Source organism: Variovorax sp. 350MFTsu5.1 (genome assembly GCF_048302515.1).
In the GTDB taxonomy this organism is placed as follows: Bacteria; Pseudomonadota; Gammaproteobacteria; order Burkholderiales; family Burkholderiaceae_C; genus Variovorax; species Variovorax guangxiensis.
The window spans coordinates 4,769,975-4,786,582 of sequence record NZ_CP157620.1 but is presented as its reverse complement, the minus strand read 5'-3'; the positions used below and the strand labels follow the sequence as shown (position 1 = coordinate 4,786,582).

General features: G+C 68.4%; 15 protein-coding genes. 8 read left to right on the top strand and 7 right to left on the bottom strand.

Annotated features, from left to right (window positions below):
- Nucleotides 1-58: 58 nt before the first annotated feature.
- Both ABL843_RS21785 and ABL843_RS21780 read left to right on the top strand, forming a co-directional pair.
- Entirely contained in the window at nucleotides 59-784 is a 726-nt protein-coding gene (locus ABL843_RS21785; RefSeq protein ID WP_418117270.1) for a 4Fe-4S dicluster domain-containing protein, read from the top strand.
- A 5-nt stretch (nucleotides 785-789) separates the two neighbouring features.
- Nucleotides 790-1,722 (top strand): dimethyl sulfoxide reductase anchor subunit family protein, encoded by a 933-nt coding sequence (locus ABL843_RS21780; protein ID WP_418117269.1) that lies wholly within the window; start codon nucleotides 790-792, stop codon nucleotides 1,720-1,722.
- On the opposite strand, the gene ABL843_RS21775 is transcribed toward ABL843_RS21780, so the two are convergent.
- Nucleotides 1,719-2,648: an SMP-30/gluconolactonase/LRE family protein gene (locus tag ABL843_RS21775; RefSeq protein ID WP_418117268.1), complete on the bottom strand. Its 930-nt coding sequence runs from the start codon at nucleotides 2,646-2,648 to the stop codon at nucleotides 1,719-1,721. The genes ABL843_RS21780 and ABL843_RS21775 overlap by 4 nt on opposite strands.
- Before the next feature lie 54 nt (nucleotides 2,649-2,702).
- A complete protein-coding gene (locus tag ABL843_RS21770; RefSeq protein ID WP_418117267.1) occupies nucleotides 2,703-3,878 on the bottom strand; it encodes a serine hydrolase domain-containing protein in 1,176 nt (391 codons plus the stop codon).
- Nucleotides 3,879-4,046: 168 nt separating this feature from the next.
- Here ABL843_RS21770 and ABL843_RS21765 point away from each other — a divergent pair, with 168 nt between their 5' ends.
- Nucleotides 4,047-4,703 (top strand): response regulator, encoded by a 657-nt coding sequence (locus ABL843_RS21765; protein ID WP_418117266.1) that lies wholly within the window; start codon nucleotides 4,047-4,049, stop codon nucleotides 4,701-4,703.
- Nucleotides 4,700-6,121: a sensor histidine kinase gene (locus ABL843_RS21760; protein WP_418117265.1), complete on the top strand. Its 1,422-nt coding sequence runs from the start codon at nucleotides 4,700-4,702 to the stop codon at nucleotides 6,119-6,121. Before ABL843_RS21765 ends, ABL843_RS21760 begins: the two co-directional genes overlap by 4 nt.
- Here ABL843_RS21760 and ABL843_RS21755 read toward each other — a convergent pair.
- From ABL843_RS21755 to ABL843_RS21735, 5 genes are all read right to left on the bottom strand, one after another.
- Nucleotides 6,090-7,511 carry a DUF2314 domain-containing protein gene (locus tag ABL843_RS21755; protein WP_418117264.1) on the bottom strand — a complete coding sequence of 474 codons (1,422 nt, stop codon included), beginning with the start codon at nucleotides 7,509-7,511 and terminating at the stop codon, nucleotides 6,090-6,092. The genes ABL843_RS21760 and ABL843_RS21755 overlap by 32 nt on opposite strands.
- Before the next feature lie 55 nt (nucleotides 7,512-7,566).
- A complete protein-coding gene (locus ABL843_RS21750) occupies nucleotides 7,567-8,367 on the bottom strand; it encodes a hypothetical protein (protein WP_418117263.1) in 801 nt (266 codons plus the stop codon).
- 19 nt (nucleotides 8,368-8,386) lie between these two features.
- A complete protein-coding gene (locus ABL843_RS21745; RefSeq protein ID WP_418117262.1) occupies nucleotides 8,387-9,703 on the bottom strand; it encodes a hypothetical protein in 1,317 nt (438 codons plus the stop codon).
- Between the two features lie 223 nt (nucleotides 9,704-9,926).
- Nucleotides 9,927-10,454 carry an Lrp/AsnC family transcriptional regulator gene (locus ABL843_RS21740; protein WP_184641640.1) on the bottom strand — a complete coding sequence of 176 codons (528 nt, stop codon included), beginning with the start codon at nucleotides 10,452-10,454 and terminating at the stop codon, nucleotides 9,927-9,929.
- Nucleotides 10,455-10,555: 101 nt separating this feature from the next.
- Nucleotides 10,556-11,344 carry a DeoR/GlpR family DNA-binding transcription regulator gene (locus tag ABL843_RS21735; RefSeq protein WP_418117261.1) on the bottom strand — a complete coding sequence of 263 codons (789 nt, stop codon included), beginning with the start codon at nucleotides 11,342-11,344 and terminating at the stop codon, nucleotides 10,556-10,558.
- 230 nt (nucleotides 11,345-11,574) lie between these two features.
- On the opposite strand from ABL843_RS21735, the gene deoC reads away from it, so the two are divergent.
- The 4 genes from deoC to ABL843_RS21715 all read left to right on the top strand — a co-directional run bounded on the left by deoC (nucleotide 11,575) and on the right by ABL843_RS21715 (nucleotide 16,586).
- Nucleotides 11,575-12,633: a deoxyribose-phosphate aldolase gene (gene deoC / locus ABL843_RS21730; RefSeq protein ID WP_418117260.1), complete on the top strand. Its 1,059-nt coding sequence runs from the start codon at nucleotides 11,575-11,577 to the stop codon at nucleotides 12,631-12,633.
- A gap of 5 nt (nucleotides 12,634-12,638) precedes the next feature.
- Complete coding sequence (locus ABL843_RS21725) at nucleotides 12,639-15,056, top strand: aldehyde dehydrogenase family protein (protein ID WP_418117259.1); 2,418 nt, start codon at nucleotides 12,639-12,641, stop codon at nucleotides 15,054-15,056.
- 121 nt (nucleotides 15,057-15,177) lie between these two features.
- Entirely contained in the window at nucleotides 15,178-15,630 is a 453-nt protein-coding gene (locus ABL843_RS21720; RefSeq protein ID WP_126025224.1) for an RbsD/FucU family protein, read from the top strand.
- 5 nt (nucleotides 15,631-15,635) lie between these two features.
- Nucleotides 15,636-16,586: a ribokinase gene (locus tag ABL843_RS21715; protein WP_126025225.1), complete on the top strand. Its 951-nt coding sequence runs from the start codon at nucleotides 15,636-15,638 to the stop codon at nucleotides 16,584-16,586.
- The last annotated feature ends 22 nt before the right edge of the window (nucleotides 16,587-16,608 follow it).

Below are 16,608 nucleotides of genomic sequence, written 5' to 3'. Positions count from 1 at the left end.
GCTTGCGGGAGAGGGCTGGGGTGAGGGCGGCACCGTTGGAGTTGGAAGCGGTGGGGTGATGAAAGCCGTTGCACCCTCACCCCAACCCTCTCCCGCAAGCGGGAGAGGGAGCAATACCGGCACAGCTCGTGCCGAGCCCGGCGAAACCCTCGCCAAGCAACTGGCGCTGGTCATCGACCTCAACGTCTGCGTGGGCTGCCATGCCTGCGTGACCTCGTGCAAGCAATGGAACACCTCCGGCAGCGCCGGACCGCTGGCCGACGAGCGGCCCTACGCGGCCGACCCTACCGGCACCTTCTTCAACCGCGTGCAGACCTACGAGGCCGGCGCATTCCCGGTCACCGAGACCATCCACTTTCCCAAGAGCTGCCTGCACTGCGAAGACCCGCCATGCGTGCCGGTGTGCCCCACGGGCGCGAGCTACAAGCGCAAGGAAGACGGCATCGTGCTCGTCGACTACGACAAGTGCATCGGCTGCAAGTACTGCGCATGGGCCTGCCCCTACGGCGCGCGCGAGCTCGACGAGGAGCGCCAGGTCATGACCAAGTGCACGCTGTGCGTGGACCGCATCCATGACGAGCAACTGCCCAAGGAAGACCGCAAGCCCGCCTGCGTGAAGGCCTGCCCGACCGGCGCGCGGCTCTTCGGCGACGTGAAGGACCCTGAGTCCGACGTGTCGAAGGCGATCCGCGAGCGCGGCGGCTACCAGCTCATGCCCGAGTGGGAGACCAACCCGGCCAATCGCTATCTGCCGAGGCGGATCACGCCTTCGGAACAGGAGTAGGCCGCATGCATCCGGCGTTCTCGATTCTTTTCTTCACCACGCTGGCCGGCGCCGCGCAGGGGCTGGTGTTCGCGCTCGCGCTGGCCGTGCTCTTCGGGCTCGAACTCGCGCCGGGCTTCCTGGCCCTGGCGCTGGGCGTGGCCGAGGTGCTGCTGGTGGCCGGACTGGCCGCCTCGTTCATGCACCTGGGCCGCAAGACGCGCGCGTGGCGCGCGGTGCTGATGTGGCGCACCTCGTGGATGTCGCGCGAGGTGATCGTGCTGCCGGCCTTCATCGCACTGGTGGCGCTGTGGTGGCTGTCGCTGCGGCTGGGCGTAGGCGCGCCGTGGTCATGGTTGCTGCCCGTGCTCGCGCTGTGCGGCGCGGTGCTGCTCTGGTACTGCACCGCGATGATCTACGCCTGCCTGCGCTTCATCGAGGAATGGGCGCATCCGCTGACCATTCTCAACTTCACGCTGATCGGGCTGTCGTCCGGTCTGGTGCTGGCCTGCGCGATGGCGGCGCTGGCCGGCGAGGCGCGCCTCGTGCACGCGTTCGGGCCCTATGCGCTCGTCGCCACGCTGGCGGCATGGGCGGCGCGCGGCACGGCGCTGCGGCGCAACGCGGGCATCCGCCACAAGTCGACACTTCAGTCGGCCACCGGCATCCGCACGCAGAAGCTGGTGCAGAAGTCGATGGGCATGTCGGCCGGCTCGTTCAACACGCGCGAGTTCTTCCATGGCGCCTCGCTTGCGGCGCTGGACAACATGAAGCTGGGCTTCCAGCTGCTGGCCTTCGTACTGCCGGCGCTGTTGCTGGCGTGGGGCATCGCCGGCGCAGGAACGTTGCCGTGGCTGCTCGCGGCGCTGGTGCAGGCGCCGGGGCTGCTGGCCGAGCGCTGGTTCTTCTTCGCGCAGGCCCGGCATCCGCAGAACCTGTACTACCAGGTGGTTTCCTAGGCTTCGAAGTTCAGCGCGAGGCCGGGCGTGGGCCAGTCGTCGATGGCGATCAGCCGCCCGCTGCCCGAGAGCGTGACATAGGCCGTGCGCCGGTCTCGTCCTCCGAAGCAGATGTTGGTTGTGTAGCGGTCGGGCAGCGGCACGTGCTCGACCGCGCCGCCGTCGGGCGCCACGATGCTGATGCCGCCGTGCAGCAGCGTCGCCACGCAGAGATTGCCGAGCGCATCCACCGCCATCGAATCGAAGCGCTGGTAGTGCCCGCCCGGCGAGGCGCAGAGCATGCGGCCGCCGTGCGGCGAGGGCCAGCCGTCCTTGCGCACCCGGCCGGGTGCCGTGATGTCGAAGGCCCAGACGCGCGCGCCCTCGGTCTCGGCGTAGTAGAGCGTGCCGCCGTCGGGCGAGAGCGCGATGCCGTTGGGCGTCATCACCGGCCGCGCGATCACGCTGGCGGTGCTGCCGTCGGCGTGGCCGTAGAAGAGGCCGCCGCGGTCCATGTCGCGCTCGCGCACCTTGCCCAGGTCGGTGAAGTAGAAGCCGCCATGAGCATCGAACACGATGTCGTTGGGCCCGCACAGGGCGCCGCCATCCACCGTGTCGTAGAGGCGCTCGGCACGGCCGGTCGCGAGGTTCACGCGCTCGATGCGTCCACCCGAGTAGTCCTCGGCCTGCCCGACGGGCCGCATGCAGCCGTCCGCCTCGGTGTGCCACCTGAAGCCGCCGTTGTTGCAGACGTAGACAGCGCCATCGGGCCCGATGGCCGCGCCGTTGGGCCCGCCGCCCAGGTCGGCCACCACCTGCACGAGGCCGTCGGCGCGCACGCGCGTGAGCGTGCCGCGCGCGATCTCCACCAGCAGCACGGAGCCGTCGTCCATGGCGATCGGGCCTTCGGGAAACTGCAGGCCGGTGGCGAGTTCGCGGATGCGCATCGGGGGCTCCTCGGTGATCGGGCGGGCCTCCAGTTTGCGCCAGATCGGTCTGGATCAGCGCAGCAGCGCCTGCACCCAGGCGATGCGCCGCAGTCGCATCACGAAGCTGCAGCGGCTGAGCCTGCAGCGCAGTTGCGCGAAGAGCGGCTTGGCGGTGGGCTCATCGCCGTTCAGGCCGTTCAGGCCGTTCAGCCCGGCCATGAGCCGGTCAAGCACCGCCGAAGCACGCACGCCGCCTTCGCGCTGGCCGGCGAGCGAGAGCGCGAAGCTCGCGCTGCCGCCGTCGGTGTCGACCACCGCGTCGGACTGCGTCTCGGCCAGCGAGGCTTCAGCGCCGCCGCGTGCGTGCCGCAGCACCGGGCGGCCTTGCACGAGCGCGCCTGTCCATCCGAGTGCGTAGCCGCCGGGGGCGAGTCCGCGCAGGCGCGCCACGTAGCTGGAGGGCAGGGGTGTTTGGTCGCCCTGCAATGCGCGCAGGTGCCAGCGCAGCCAGCCGGCGTAGGTCGACGCCGTGGTGGCGAAGCGGCCGGCCGGCATGATCGCGTCGAGCCAGGCCTGCGGGCTGGCGGGGCCGCGTGCATCGGCTTCGCGCCAGGTGCCGGCGATGGCGAGCGGGCGGGCCAGTTCCTGCTCGAACATCGCGCGGTAGCTCAGGCCGGTGGCGCGTTCCATCATGGTGGTGGCCAGCGCGTAGCCTGCGTTCGAATAGCGGAAGCCGGTGCTGTCGGCCGCGGGCGGCTGGCGCACCAGCCAGCGCGCGAAGAAGAGGCGGCGCCCGGCGTCGGTGGTGGGCAGCGCGCCGGCAGGCACGGCCTCGGGGAGAACGGAAAGGAAGCGGCTGAACTCTTCTTCGGTGGTGAAGGCGGGCAGACCGGCGCGGTGCGCGAGCAGGTCTTCGAGCGTCACGTTGCGGTAGGCGGGCAGCATCAGGCGGCGCAGTTCGGGCAGGGCCTCGGCGATGCGCGTGTTCCAGCGCAGGGAGCCGCGCTCGACCAGGCGCGCGGCGATCACGGCCGTCATCGCCTTCGCGTCGGCGCCCACCGGAAAGAGCACCCTGGCGCCAGCCAGGCCCGCGCCTTCGAAGTCGCCATCCGACGCCGTGACGCGGCCCGTGACGGCGTCGGCGCGCTGTTGCAGGCCGGGGGCGGCCGGCTGCGGGCCGGCATCTTGGTTGCCGCAGGCCGACAGGAGCGCGGCGGCGACGAGCAGGGTTGCGAAGGCGGTGTTCACTCTGTACGACTCCGTTTTGCTCGGGCTGCCACCGGTGCGCGCGGACGGCGGCCCGGAAGACCGGGGAGACCAGGAAGAAGGAAGGCGAGGAAGGCGAGGGAAGACCGCATCATTGTTCGCCTCCGAACCTTTGGCAATGCTTAAGGTTCCCGCCGGACAATCCGGGCGATGCACCTCCTGCTCATCGAAGACGACCTGGACCTGGGCCGAGCCCTCTCGCAGGCGCTGAAGGCCGAGGGCTTCAGCATCGAGTGGCTGCGCCGCATCGCCGACGCCCCGCGCTCCTTCGACGGCGATGCCTGCGGCTGCGTGCTGCTCGACGTGAGCCTGCCCGACGGCTCGGGCCTGCAGCTGCTGTCGCGCTGGCGCCGTTCGGGCGTGACGGTGCCCATCGTGGTCATCACCGCGCGCTGCGCCCTCGAAGACCGGCTTGCGGGCCTGGACGGCGGCGCCGACGACTACGTGGTCAAGCCCTTCGCCACGCCCGAGCTGGTGGCGCGCATCCATGCCGTGCGCCGGCGCTATGCGCACCAGGCCAGCGACGTGTGGTCCTTCGGCGAACTGGAGATCGAGCCGCGCAGCCATGTCGCGCGGCTGGGCGGCGTGGCGCTGGACCTGTCGCCGCGCGAGTTCCAGCTGGTGCTGGAACTTGCCCGCGAGCCCGGCGCGGTGATCCCGAAGGGCACGCTCTCGCAGCGGCTCGATCCGCTGGGCGAGCCGGTGGACTTCGGCGCCATCGAAGTGCACGTGTCGAACCTGCGCCGCAAGATCGGCGCGGAGCGGATCAAGACCGTGCGCGGCGTCGGCTACATGCTCGCCTCATGATGTGGCTGTTGCGCCGCAGCCTGGTGCGGCGCGTGGCGCTGTCGGTGCTGATCGCCTTCTCGCTGGCATGGGGCGCGCTGGTGATCTACATGTTCATGAGCTTCAGCATGAACATGAACACTGACTCGAGCGTGGCGCGCGCCGGCCGGGAGATCAACACCGCGCTGGCCGGCATCGAGAACGACGAAGTCGCCGCCGGCGTGATGGACGCGATGGGGCGGATCATCAACGAGCTGCGCCGCCTCGAAGGCGACCTGCCCGGCAACGTGGTCTTCCAGCTCAAGAACCACGAGGGCCGTCTGCTGTACGTCTCCCCCGAGGTCGAGGGCCTCGTGCTGAGCGGCGAGCACGACAAGATGGTCGACGTGACGCTGGGCGGCCAGCGCTACTGGCTGTACGAAGGCAGCAGCGAGCGCTGGCGGGTGTGGCTGGGCGAGCCGCATTCGGGCATACCGTGGCTGATCGGCCTCTTCGGCAGCTCGCTCTTCCTGCCTTTCCTGATCGCGTTTCCCTTCGTGCTCGCGCCGGTGTGGATCGCCGCCGCGCAGGGCATCAAGCCACTGCGGCAACTGGGCGAGCGCATCAAGCTGCGCAGCGCGGAAGACCTGTCGCCGCTGGGCTTCGATCCGAAGTACGCCGAGCTCGAGCCATTGTTGAAGGCGCTCGAGGGGCTGCTTGCGCAACTGCGGGGCAAGGTCGAGCGCGAGCGCTCCTTCGTGAACGACGCGGCGCACGAGCTGCGCACGCCGCTGGCGGTGATCGGCGCGCAGGCCCACGTGCTGTCGCGCTCGACCGATCCGCAGGAGCGGCAGGAGGCGGCGCAGCACCTGGCGCACGCCATCGCGCGCGGCTCGCACCTTATCCAGCAGCTGCTGGAGCTGGCCACCATGGACGGCGCGGAGCGCCCCGGGACGCAGTTCGTCGACGTGGCGGAGCTCACTCGGCGGCATCTCGCGCAGGCCGCCAGGGACGCCGACCAGCGCCGGCTGGAGCTGATGCTCGAATCCTCCGACAGCCTGGTCTTCGAACTGCCCGTGCCGCTGTTCGAGTCGGTGCTGCGCAACCTGCTCGACAACGCGGTGAAGTACGTGGAAGCCGGCGGGCAGGTGGTGGTGACGCTGCGGCGCGAGGCGCAGGGGCTGGTTCTTTCGGTGGTCGACAGCGGGCCCGGCATTCCGGTCGAGGAGCACGAGCTGGTGTTCGAGCGTTTCCGTCGCGGCTCGGCCACCCTCGCGCAGGGCACGGGGCTGGGGCTGTCGATAGCGCGTCAAGCCTGCCAGCGCATGGGCGGCACCATCGGGCTCGCGCAGGCGCCGGGCGGACGGGGATGCGCGTTCACCGTCTTCATTCCCGGCGGGCAGCCGGCTGCTGTTGCTGCCGCTACTGCTACTTCTTCGCGCCCTGCATGCGCGCGATGATCTTCGACGTCTCGTTGCCTTCCCGGCGGCCATCCGGATAGATGCGGATGTAGTCGAAGACCTTGGCCTGCGAGACCTTCACCATCTGGCCGGCGTGGAGGCCCTGGACGTCGACAGGCTCGTTCTTCAGCAAGCCCTCGATGGCATCGCCGTTCCAGCGCGCGACTTCCACCCACATCCATTCGTTGCCGCCCGCGGCCGTGGTGAACGGGGCCTTCACGAGGATGTATTCGCCGGGCTGCAGGCCCTTGGCAAAGGCATCGCGCAGCTTGGGGAGCTGCGCGGTGGCGGCCTTGCTGGCGGCGAGCAGCTCGTCGTTGTGCTTCAGGCGGGTGACCGGGTCTTCGTCGGCGCCGAACACCGAGCTCAGCAGGGCATTCTGCTGCGCGTAGCGGTCGGGGCCCTTGTAGCGGTCGAAGCGGATCTCGTAGAGCCTGTTCTGCGGATCGCCGCTTTCCCAGGTGCCGTTGACGAGCGAGAGCCTTGCCACCGCGGCGGCGTTGGGTTTCAGACCCGAAAGCAGCGGGTCGCGCGCGGCCGCATGCTTGAGCGCGCGCAGGTCCATGTCGAACTGGCCGGGCTTCGCCAGCGTGATGCCCTCGGCCATCGCCTGGGAGAAGGCATTGAGCAGGCTGCCCATGGGCCGGTTGCTCGACCACGAGAAATCGCTCACCACCACGTCGGGCAGGCCGAACTTGCCCATGCCGAGCGTGATGGCCCGCACCATCTCGCCGCTGCGGTAAGCGTGGATGGTCATGTGCTGCGACACGTCGGGCAGGCCGTTGGCCCAGCTGTCGATGCGCCGCTTCTGCCATTCGTCGGGCGAGAAGACTTCACGCGTCTCCTCGTCCCACAGCAGGCCGCCGGTGTCGCGCGCGACCTGCAGCGTGACCTGCAGCGCCTTCTGCATGGCGGCGGACGACTGCTGCGAGGGGTGCGCGAAATCGAGGATCAGCGCCTTGTCCGCCTTCTGCAGCGCTTCCGCCTGCTCGCGCGAGATGCCGCGGCCGAAGCGCTGCAGCGACTCCATGTCGGGCGCGCGGTATTCCTTCAGCACGGTGGTGGTGTTCCAGTTCGCGAAGACCACGGGCGCGCTGACGGAGGAGGGCGTCGGCATCGACGCCAGGAGCTTCGGGCTGCCGCCGCTCTTGCCGAGTGCGCCGCGCAGCGCGGCCATGGGGTCGGTGGCCGGTGTCTTGGCGTAGTAGATGGCGAACTGGAAGCGGATGGGGCCGGTCTGCTGCGGAGATCCTGCGGGCACCGGCGTACCTGGGACGGGCTTGGCTGCGGTCTGCGTTGCGGCCGGCGGCGTGGCCGGCGTTGCTGCGAGGGCCGAGGTGCCCATCGAAAGGATGAGCGCGGCGAGCGCGAGGCGAAACGGCAGGTTCATGTTCGTGTTGTCGTTGTGGCTGCGATGCCGCCATTCTTTTCTACGTCCAGTTCCGTCACCTGGACGCGCGATCCGCATGAAACTGCTTCAATATTTCCAGCCGAGCCCGCAAGTGAGGGAACTTGGGTTGTCGCGTGTCGTGCACATGCCCATCCAATGCATAGCCAGTCGATATCGCCTGGCGTTCGATGATCTGTGCAAAGGGCGTGGAGCCGGCATGCTGATGAATATCAAGCAAGGCGAGGGCCGTGGCTGTCCGGCCTTTTCCACCGCGACAATGAAAGTGAAGATGGCTGCCGGCAGGCAGGGAGTCGAACAGCTCGACCAGGGCGTTCAACGCCGCAGCATCGGGTGCGCAATGATCATCCACGGGCAGACGCACATACCGCACGTCGTCGTCCTCAACGAGACGCTTCTCGCTGCAGACTTGCTCTACCTGCCACGTCTCGCCACCTGGTGCGCCGAGCTGCACCTGCGTCTTGGTTGTCACCGTGACTTCCGGTGAGTTCGAGACGATGGTCAAGCGCAAACGTTCCAGTTCCTCGGCATCGGCCGGGGAAAGACCTGCACAGCCCCAGTTGCTGCCCGCCGCGTACCAACTGATAGCGGCGCCGTTGATGAATCCGTGCGATTCCTTGCGGAGATCCACCACCACGAAGGTCGCTGGTTGCCTCTGGATGACGGTGGCGTGCAGTTGTTGCCAGCCGGCCATCGAAAACTGCGCGCTGCCGGAGGTGGTGAAGGCTCCTGTCGGTTGCCAGGACGATTGCAGGCGCGGTACTTCCGGCACGTCGGAATCCAGTACCAGGCGGGCAAAAGAGGCGTCAGGCGAAGGCGCGGGCGTGCGGTATGACAATGGAAAGCCCTGTCGAGAGCTACACCATGCCCGGCGGCCGGATGGGGGTGAACTTTTCGAATGCAACCATGTTCCGGCCGGCGAGCAGGGGCTGCAGCACCAATTGGGCGGCAACGACCGCACCCGGGGCATTGAACTCAAGGAAGTGCCAGCGCAGATTGGTGTGTGGGTCGCGAAAGCTCATGTGATCCTGTCCGACGATGGTGCCGCGTATTCCCGGCGCCAGCGTGCTGATCAGATGCTCGGTACCGCCATCGCCGAAGCCGTTGACCCTGCGCCTGGCATGACCATCGTGCATCAGGTTGGTGGTGGACCCCAATCCTAGCAAGACGCGGCCGGCCGAAGTGCGATGCAAGGCCGCGATGGGGATGCTGCCTTTGATCAGGAGTTCGCGTGTGCGGATGGTGTCGCGCAGGCCCAGATATTGTTGTTCGGCGATGTCGCCGGTATTGGTGTGATGGCCGTTGTTCAGAACGTCGGTCGCCGGCAAGCCCAGCCAGGCCGAAGCCACGTCGTGGCGGTGCACATCGAAGATGGTCGCGGCCGGCACGAGCGCGAGATCCACCGTCACTACACCGTACATGCTGACGAAAGGTATTCCGCGCGTGGACAGCGCGGGTCTGTTGGAGACGCCGGTGGAAATGTAGCGCTTGTTGCCGCCCCAGCCGCGTGTATGAGTCAGGATCTGCTGGGCTTCAGTCAGCGCGATTCCCGCGCCCACGCCGTGCATGAAGGCTCCCCCGACCTCGGTGAGCTGGGCATTCACGGTGCCGAGCACGGAGCGCAGCGGTCGCCCCTGCGTGATGGCCATGGCATCGAATGCGCTCAGGCCGCGGGTGACGAAACGCTTGACGTGCGTGGCCGAGGTGGTGAGCGAAATGTAGTGACGAGGGGGAACATTGTTGTCACCGTGGCGATGGTAGACGTCGTTATGTGCGAGCAGCGGGCGGCCGATGAGATGGAAGCGGCCTTCGCCGAAGAAGACGGTACCAACCTTGGCCCTGATACCTCCGACCCGCATGAAGCAATCTGACGAATGAGGGAGGTTGTCCACGAAATCGAGTACTCCGCGATAGCGGAGCAATAGCGCGCCTTTGAGTCGCGGCCAGTTGCCGCCACCGTTCAGATGCGCCTTCTCATAGGTGTGTAGCGCGGTATGAATCGCATTGAAGTCTGCGGCTACAGCAAGGTTCTGCGCCAGTGCGTTGGCCGCCTCGGTCGAGTGGCGCTTCCGCATGTTCTTGTTGATACCGAACAGCGCCGAGATTTCATCACGCCGGCCGTGGTGGCTGGGCGGTGCGACGGGATCAGGAACAAACGAGTACTTATCTCGCATGGTGGCTGCAATTGCCCGAAGTAGACGGGACCATCACATATTCCTTGTGTGAGTATGGAGGTCCGGGCATCTTGGTGCTCGATTGCATGCCGTTCCATTACGGTCTATTACAGACTCTCGAGAAACGGCCGACTTCTGACGATGTCGCTGGAGGCCGGCGGGAGTGTTCAGTGCTTGCTACAGGCACGCCCCGCTTTCGAAGAAGCCTCTGGGAGAGCTCAGTTCATCCGGCGCCGCGCCGCGAGCCGGTCGCGCGCGGCGTGCCCGGCAGCAGGTGGTCCAACGGCAGCGCTGTTTCAGACTTGATCTCGCGCAGCACGATGCTCGAGCGCACGTGCGTCACGCCGGGCAGGCTGAACAGCACCTCGTGCAGGAAGCGCTCGTAGTGCTTCATGTCGGGCACGGTCACGTTGAGGATGTAGTCGGCCGGCCCGGTGGCCGACACGCAGCGGATGATCTGCGGGCTCGCGGCCACGGCTTCCTCGAAGCGCTGCACCATCGCCTCGCTGTGGCGGTCGAGGTTCACCTCGGCGACGGCCGATACGTGCAGGCCCACGAGCTCGGGGTCGACCAGCGTGGTGTAGCCGCGGATGACGCCGGCGGCTTCCATGTCCTTGATGCGCTTCCAGCAGGGCGTGGGCGAGAGGCCGACGGCCTCGGAGATCTGCTGCACGGTCTGGCGGCCGTCGTGCTGCAGCGCGGAGAGGATCTTGAGGCAGTGCTCGTCGAGGGAAACGGTGCCGGCATTCATCGCGCAGTCGCGTGTAGTGATGGGGTTCAGAGGGGGATCGAGTGCCGATCCCCTCCGTCGTCGCGATTCTCCCCGATCGATGCGTCAGGGCAATGCAGCGCCTATGCGTCGGCGGCGCGCGCGAATTCCAGCGGCAGGTCCTTGAACTGCTTCTTCAGCGAGGCCTCGGGCGAGCCGCCGACCACGATGCGCGCGAAGGCGTCGAGCGGGCTGAAGAAGGCCGGCCGCAGCGTGCCGAGCTTGCTTTCGTCGACGATCAGAAAGCTCTGCGATGCGCTGCGGATTGCCGCCTGCTTCACCGGCACCTCGTGGAAGTTGGAGCAGCTCGCGCCGCGCTCCAGGTCGATGCCGCCCGCCGAGATGAAGGCCTTGTTCACGCCCAGCCTGGCAAGGTACTGCAGGCCCTCGTCCGAGAAGAAGGTGGCCGAGGAGGGGTGGTAGAGCCCGCCCAGCAGCATCAGCTGCGTCTTCGGGCGGCGGCTCAGCACCTGCGCGATGTTCGTGGAATAACACACGACGCTCAAAGGCATTTCGGGCGGCAGCGCCTCGGCGAAATGGACCATGGTGGTGCCGCAGTCGATGAAGAGGCTGTCGTGCGGCTGCACCAGCCCGGCGGCGCGCTCGCAGGCCAGGCGCTTGTTGGCCGCATGCTGGTCGCTGGCCTCGTCGAGCGAGTAGCGTTCGGCGCCCGGCAGCGTGGTCGCGAGCACGTAGCCGCCGAGGGCGGAGAGGGGAGATTCCGCCGACGCCAGGTCGCGGCGGATGGTCATTTCCGTCACATCGAGTTGCTGCGCCGCCTGCTTGATCGGCAGCGGGCCGCCGGCCTCGACGAGTTCCTGCATCCTGGCCAGGCGCACGGCCCGGGCCTCGGCTCCGGCGGTTCTTCTCATGTTCGTTTCCTCAGGTCCACGCTCTGGAGTATCGGGCATCGCATGTCGTTTCAATGTTGTTTGAAAAACATATTGCGCATTTAAATGTTGTTGTAATAACATTTATCCCAACACGAACACCAAGGCCTGCCGCGATGCAATGCGATGCGATGAGGCCCGGAGACAAAAGACATGTACCCAGCCGTCCCGCCGCAGTCGCGGCCCTTGCGCGCCACGGCGCTCGCCCATCCATGACTTCCACTTCCCTCGTTCGCCCCAGCGGCGCGGTGCGCTCGCGCCCGGCTTCGCCTGCGGCCGCGCCCCAGGCGCCCGCCGGGACGCCGGCGCAGACCCACCCCGCTGCCGCGCGCAACACCGCCCAGCCCTTCGACCTCGGCTGGATCGACGGCATCCGCTTCAACCTCTCTGCCGCCGAGCGCCGCGTGGCCACGCTGCCCGGCCGCCGCTCGGTCAAGAAGGACTCACAGGCCGGCTGGCTGCTCAAGGCCATCACCTGCATCGATCTCACCACGCTCAGCGGCGACGACACGGCAGAGCGCGTGAAGCGGCTCTGCGCCAAGGCCGTGACGCCGGTTCGCCCCGACCTGCTGGCCGCACTCGGGTTTGCCGACCGCAAGCTGCACACGGGTGCTGTGTGCGTCTATCACCGCTTCGTCTCCACGGCGGTCGAGGCGCTGGCAGGCAGCGGCATTCCGGTGGCGGCGGTATCCACGGGCTTTCCGGCGGGGCTGATTCCGCACGAGCTCAAGCTCAAGGAGATCGAGGCCTCGGTGCGCGACGGCGCTTCGGAGATCGACATCGTCATCACCCGCGAGCACGTGCTCGCCGGCCAGTGGAAGAAGCTCTACGACGAGATGCTCGACTTCCGCCGCGCGGCGGGCGAGGCGCACGTGAAGGCGATCCTCGCGACGGGCGAGCTCAAGACGCTGCGCAACGTCGCGAAGGCCTCGATGGTCTGCATGATGGCCGGCGCCGATTTCATCAAGACCTCCACCGGCAAGGAAGGCGTGAACGCCACGCCGCTGGTCACGCTCGCGATGCTGCGGATGATCCGCCAGTACGAGGCCCGCACCGGCCTGCGCGTGGGCTACAAGCCCGCGGGCGGCGTCTCCACCGCGAAGACGGCGCTCGACTACCAGGTGCTCATGAAGGAGGAACTGGGCCGCGACTGGCTCGAGCCCGACCTGTTCCGCATCGGCGCCTCCACGCTGCTGGCCGACATCGAGCGCCAGCTGGAGCACCACGTCACCGGCCGCTACTCGGCCTACAACCGCCACCCGATCGGATGAGCCCGATGAGCAGCAGCAACAACAACAACGTCGCACGCTATTTCGACACCATGGACTACGGCCCCGCGCCCGAGAGCGATACCGACGCGCGCGAATGGCTAGCGCGCCATACCGAAGGCTTCGGCCACTTCATCGACGGACGCTTCACGCTCGCTGCCGAGGGCGCGCACTTCGACACGGCCGAGCCGGCCACCGGCCAGCGCCTGGCGCGCATCGCGCAAGGTTCGGCGAAGGACGTGGACGCCGCGGTGGCGGCCGCGCGCGCCGCGCAGCCGGGCTGGTTCGCGCTCGGCGGCCATGGCCGTGCGCGGCATCTGTATGCGCTCGCCCGCATGGTGCAGCGCCATGCGCGCCTGCTCGCGGTGGTCGAGGCACTCGACAACGGCAAGCCGATCCGCGAGACGCGCGACCTCGACGTGCCGCTGGCCGCGCGCCACTTCTATCACCATGCCGGCTGGGCGCAGCTGCAGGAGCGCGAGTTCGCCGACCAGGTGCCGCTGGGCGTGGTCGGCCAGATCATTCCGTGGAACTTCCCGCTGCTGATGCTCGCGTGGAAGATCGCGCCCGCGCTCGCGCTGGGCAACACCGTGGTGCTGAAGCCCGCCGAGTTCACGCCGCTGAGTGCCTTGCTCTTCGCCGAGCTCGCGGCGCAGGCGGGCCTGCCGCGCGGCGTGCTCAACGTGGTGACGGGCGACGGCGCCACCGGCGCTGCACTGGTCGCGCACGAGGGCGTGGACAAGATCGCTTTCACCGGCTCGACGGAAGTGGGGCGGTTGATTCGCACCGCGACGGCGGGCACGGGCAAGTCGCTCACGCTGGAGCTGGGCGGCAAGTCGCCTTTCATCGTGTTCGACGACGCGGACATCGACGCCGCTGTCGAAGGCGTGGTCGACGCGATCTGGTTCAACCAGGGCCAGGTGTGCTGCGCCGGTTCGCGGCTGCTGCTGCAGGAAGGCATCGCCGACGATTTCATCGCGCGGCTCAAGCGCCGCATGCAGACCCTGCGCGTGGGCCCGCCGCTGGACAAGGCGATCGACATGGGCAGCCTGATCGACTCCACGCAGCTCGAGCGCGTGCGCTCGCTCGTGGCCACCGGCGTGCGCGAGGGCGCGACCTGCTACCAGGCGCCGGGCGCGCTGCCGCCGGGCGGCAGCTTCTTTCCACCGACGCTGCTGACGGGCGTGCAGCCGGCATCCACCGTCGCGACCGAGGAGATCTTCGGCCCCGTGCTGGTGACGATGACCTTCCGCACGCCAGACGAAGCCGTCGCGCTGGCGAACAACACGCGCTACGGGCTCGCGGCCAGCGTGTGGAGCGAGACCATCGGCCTCGCGCTGGGCATCGCGCCGCAGCTGCAGGCCGGCGTGGTGTGGGTCAATGCGACCAACCTGTTCGACGCTGGCGTGGGCTTCGGGGGTTACCGCGAATCGGGCTACGGCCGCGAGGGCGGGCGAGAGGGCTGCTACGAATACCTGAAGCCGTGTGCATGGGCGCAGCGCAAGCCGCGTTCTGCTGCAGCGAGTGTCGCTGCGAACGAGGCTGCGGATGCGAAGAACGAATCTGCGCTCGCATTGCCCGCCATCGACCGCACCGCCAAGCTCTTCATCGGCGGCAAGCAGGTGCGGCCCGATGGCGAACTCTCCAGCAGCGTCTTCGCCGCCAACGGGCAGCGCGCAGGCGAGGTGGGCACGGGCAACCGCAAGGACATCCGCAATGCCGTCGCCGCCGCGCGCTCGGCCGCGGGCTGGTCGAGCGCGACGCCGCATCGCCGCGCGCAGGCGCTGTACTACCTCGCGGAGAACCTCTCGGCGCGCGCAGGCGAGTTCGCCGTGCGCATCGCGAGCCTCACCGGCGTCGCAGCGAAGGCCGCGCAGGCCGAGGTCGATGCATCGGTGAGCCGCCTCTTCGCCTACGGGGCCTGGGCCGACAAGTACGAGGGCACGGTGCATGTGCCGCCGCTGCGCGGCGTAGCGCTGGCCACGGTCGAGGCGATCGGCGTGGTGGGTGTGGTCTGCCCCGACGAGGCGCCATTGCTGTCCTTCGTGAGCCTGCTGGCGCCGAACCTCGCCATGGGCAACCGCACGGTCATCGTGCCGGGCGAGAAGCACGCGCTGGTCGCCACCGACTTCTACCAGGTGCTCGAAACCTCCGACCTGCCGGGCGGCGTCGTCAACATCGTGACCGGCCCGGCCGCGGGCCTCGTGCGCACGCTGGCAGAGCACGACGACGTCGACGCGCTCTGGGTCTTCGGCGCGAAGGAGCTGTCGCGCGATGCCGAGCGGCTTTCGGTCGGCAACCTCAAGCGCACGCTGGTCGACCATGGCCTGGCCACCGACTGGCACGACCCGGCATCGGGCGAAGGCGCGGTGTTCCTGCGGCACGCCACGCAGGTCAAGAACATCTGGATTCCCTATGGCGAATGAACGGGCAGCCGTTGTGCCTGTTATCGAAACCAAGGGAAATCCCCGAGAAGCAAACGTTTGCGCAAACGTTTTCTTTATCTAAGATCGCAGCCGCGAAAGCCATACCAATTCAGGAGACCGAATGCTGAAGTCCATCCATCCGCTGCTCAACGCAGACGTGCTCTACGCCTTGCGCGCGATGGGCCACGGCGACGAGCTGGTGCTGTGCGACGCCAATTTCCCGGCCGACTCGGTCGCCCGCCAGACCTCGCTGGGCCGGCTGCTGCGCATCGACGGCGTGGGCACCACCGAGGCGGCGCGCGCCATTCTTTCGGTGCTGCCGCTGGACAACGCGGTGGAAGATCCGGCGAGGCGCATGGAGATCATGGGGGCGCCCAATGAGATCCCGCCCGTGCAGCAGGAGATGCAGCGCGAGATCGACGCGGCCGAAGGGCGCCCGCGTCCGATGGGCTCCATCGAGCGCTTCGCCTTCTATGAAGCCGCGCGCCGCGCCTACTGCGTGATCGCCACCGGCGAGCGCCGCTTCTACGGCTGCTTCGTGTTCAAGAAGGGCGTGATCGCCCCCGAGGCCTGATCGCGATGAGCACGGCTTCTTCGCACCAGCAGCGCGGCGTCGCCGTGCTCGGCATCTTCGTGGCCGACCTCGCCTTCCGTGCGGCCGACCTTCCGGGCGTGGGCCAGACCATCGCCGGCTCCGGCTTCGCCATGGGGCCCGGCGGCAAGGGCTCGAACCAGTCGGTGGCGGCGGCGCGCGCCGGCGCGCAGGTGACCTTCATCTCCAAGCTCGGGCAGGACGCCTTCGGCGCCAATGCGCTCGCACTCTGGGCCGAGGAGGGCATCACGCCGCGCGTGCCGCAGGTGACGACGCAGCCGACCGGCGCGGCCTTCATCTACGTGCACGAGGTCACGGGCGACAACGCCATCATCGTGGTGCCTGGCGCCGCGGCGCTCATCGACTCGGCGGACGTGGATGCGGCCGCCGACGCCATTCGCGGCGCGCGGGTGTTCGTCACGCAGCTGGAGCAGCCCGCCGGTGCCGCGCAGCGCGGCCTGGAGCTTGCGCGCGCTGCCGGCACGGTGACGGTGTTCAACCCCGCGCCCGCGCTGCCGTTCGACGATGCCGTGTACCCGCTGTGCGACTTCATCACGCCGAACGAGCACGAAGCCGCTGCGCTGAGCGGCATCGCCGTCGAGACCGTCGAGGACGCACGCCGCGCGGGCGACTTCTTCCTCTCCAAGGGCGTGGGCTGCGCGCTCATCACGCTCGGCGACAAGGGCGCGCTGCTGCATAGCGCGAGCGAGTCGGTGCACCTGCCCGTGTTCCATGCCGGCGCGGTGAAGGAAACGGCCGGCGCTGGCGATGCGTTCAACGGCGGCTTCGCGGCCGCGTTGGCCGAGGGCGCGTCTCCGCTGGAAGCCGCTCGCTTCGGCTCGGCCGTGGCAGCCATCTCGGTCACGCGCGCCGGCACCGCGCCTTCGATGCCCACGCGTGCCGAGGTCGATGCGCTGCTGGGCCGGGCCGCAGCCTGAGAACGCGAGCCGCAAAGGAGCC

What these genes read in the sequence shown, in the direction of transcription:
- ABL843_RS21735 (WP_418117261.1), bottom strand. Translation starts at nt 11,344, where the DNA reads ATGAGAAGAACCGCCGGAGCCGAGGCCCGGGCCGTGCGCCTGGCCAGG.
- ABL843_RS21740 (WP_184641640.1), bottom strand. Translation starts at nt 10,454, where the DNA reads ATGAATGCCGGCACCGTTTCCCTCGACGAGCACTGCCTCAAGATCCTC.
- ABL843_RS21785 (WP_418117270.1), top strand. Translation starts at nt 59, where the DNA reads ATGAAAGCCGTTGCACCCTCACCCCAACCCTCTCCCGCAAGCGGGAGA.
- ABL843_RS21755 (WP_418117264.1), bottom strand. Translation starts at nt 7,511, where the DNA reads ATGAACCTGCCGTTTCGCCTCGCGCTCGCCGCGCTCATCCTTTCGATG.
- ABL843_RS21760 (WP_418117265.1), top strand. Translation starts at nt 4,700, where the DNA reads ATGATGTGGCTGTTGCGCCGCAGCCTGGTGCGGCGCGTGGCGCTGTCG.
- ABL843_RS21775 (WP_418117268.1), bottom strand. Translation starts at nt 2,648, where the DNA reads ATGCGCATCCGCGAACTCGCCACCGGCCTGCAGTTTCCCGAAGGCCCG.
- ABL843_RS21745 (WP_418117262.1), bottom strand. Translation starts at nt 9,703, where the DNA reads ATGCGAGATAAGTACTCGTTTGTTCCTGATCCCGTCGCACCGCCCAGC.
- ABL843_RS21765 (WP_418117266.1), top strand. Translation starts at nt 4,047, where the DNA reads ATGCACCTCCTGCTCATCGAAGACGACCTGGACCTGGGCCGAGCCCTC.
- deoC (WP_418117260.1), top strand. Translation starts at nt 11,575, where the DNA reads ATGACTTCCACTTCCCTCGTTCGCCCCAGCGGCGCGGTGCGCTCGCGC.
- ABL843_RS21715 (WP_126025225.1), top strand. Translation starts at nt 15,636, where the DNA reads ATGAGCACGGCTTCTTCGCACCAGCAGCGCGGCGTCGCCGTGCTCGGC.
- ABL843_RS21720 (WP_126025224.1), top strand. Translation starts at nt 15,178, where the DNA reads ATGCTGAAGTCCATCCATCCGCTGCTCAACGCAGACGTGCTCTACGCC.
- ABL843_RS21725 (WP_418117259.1), top strand. Translation starts at nt 12,639, where the DNA reads ATGAGCAGCAGCAACAACAACAACGTCGCACGCTATTTCGACACCATG.
- ABL843_RS21780 (WP_418117269.1), top strand. Translation starts at nt 790, where the DNA reads ATGCATCCGGCGTTCTCGATTCTTTTCTTCACCACGCTGGCCGGCGCC.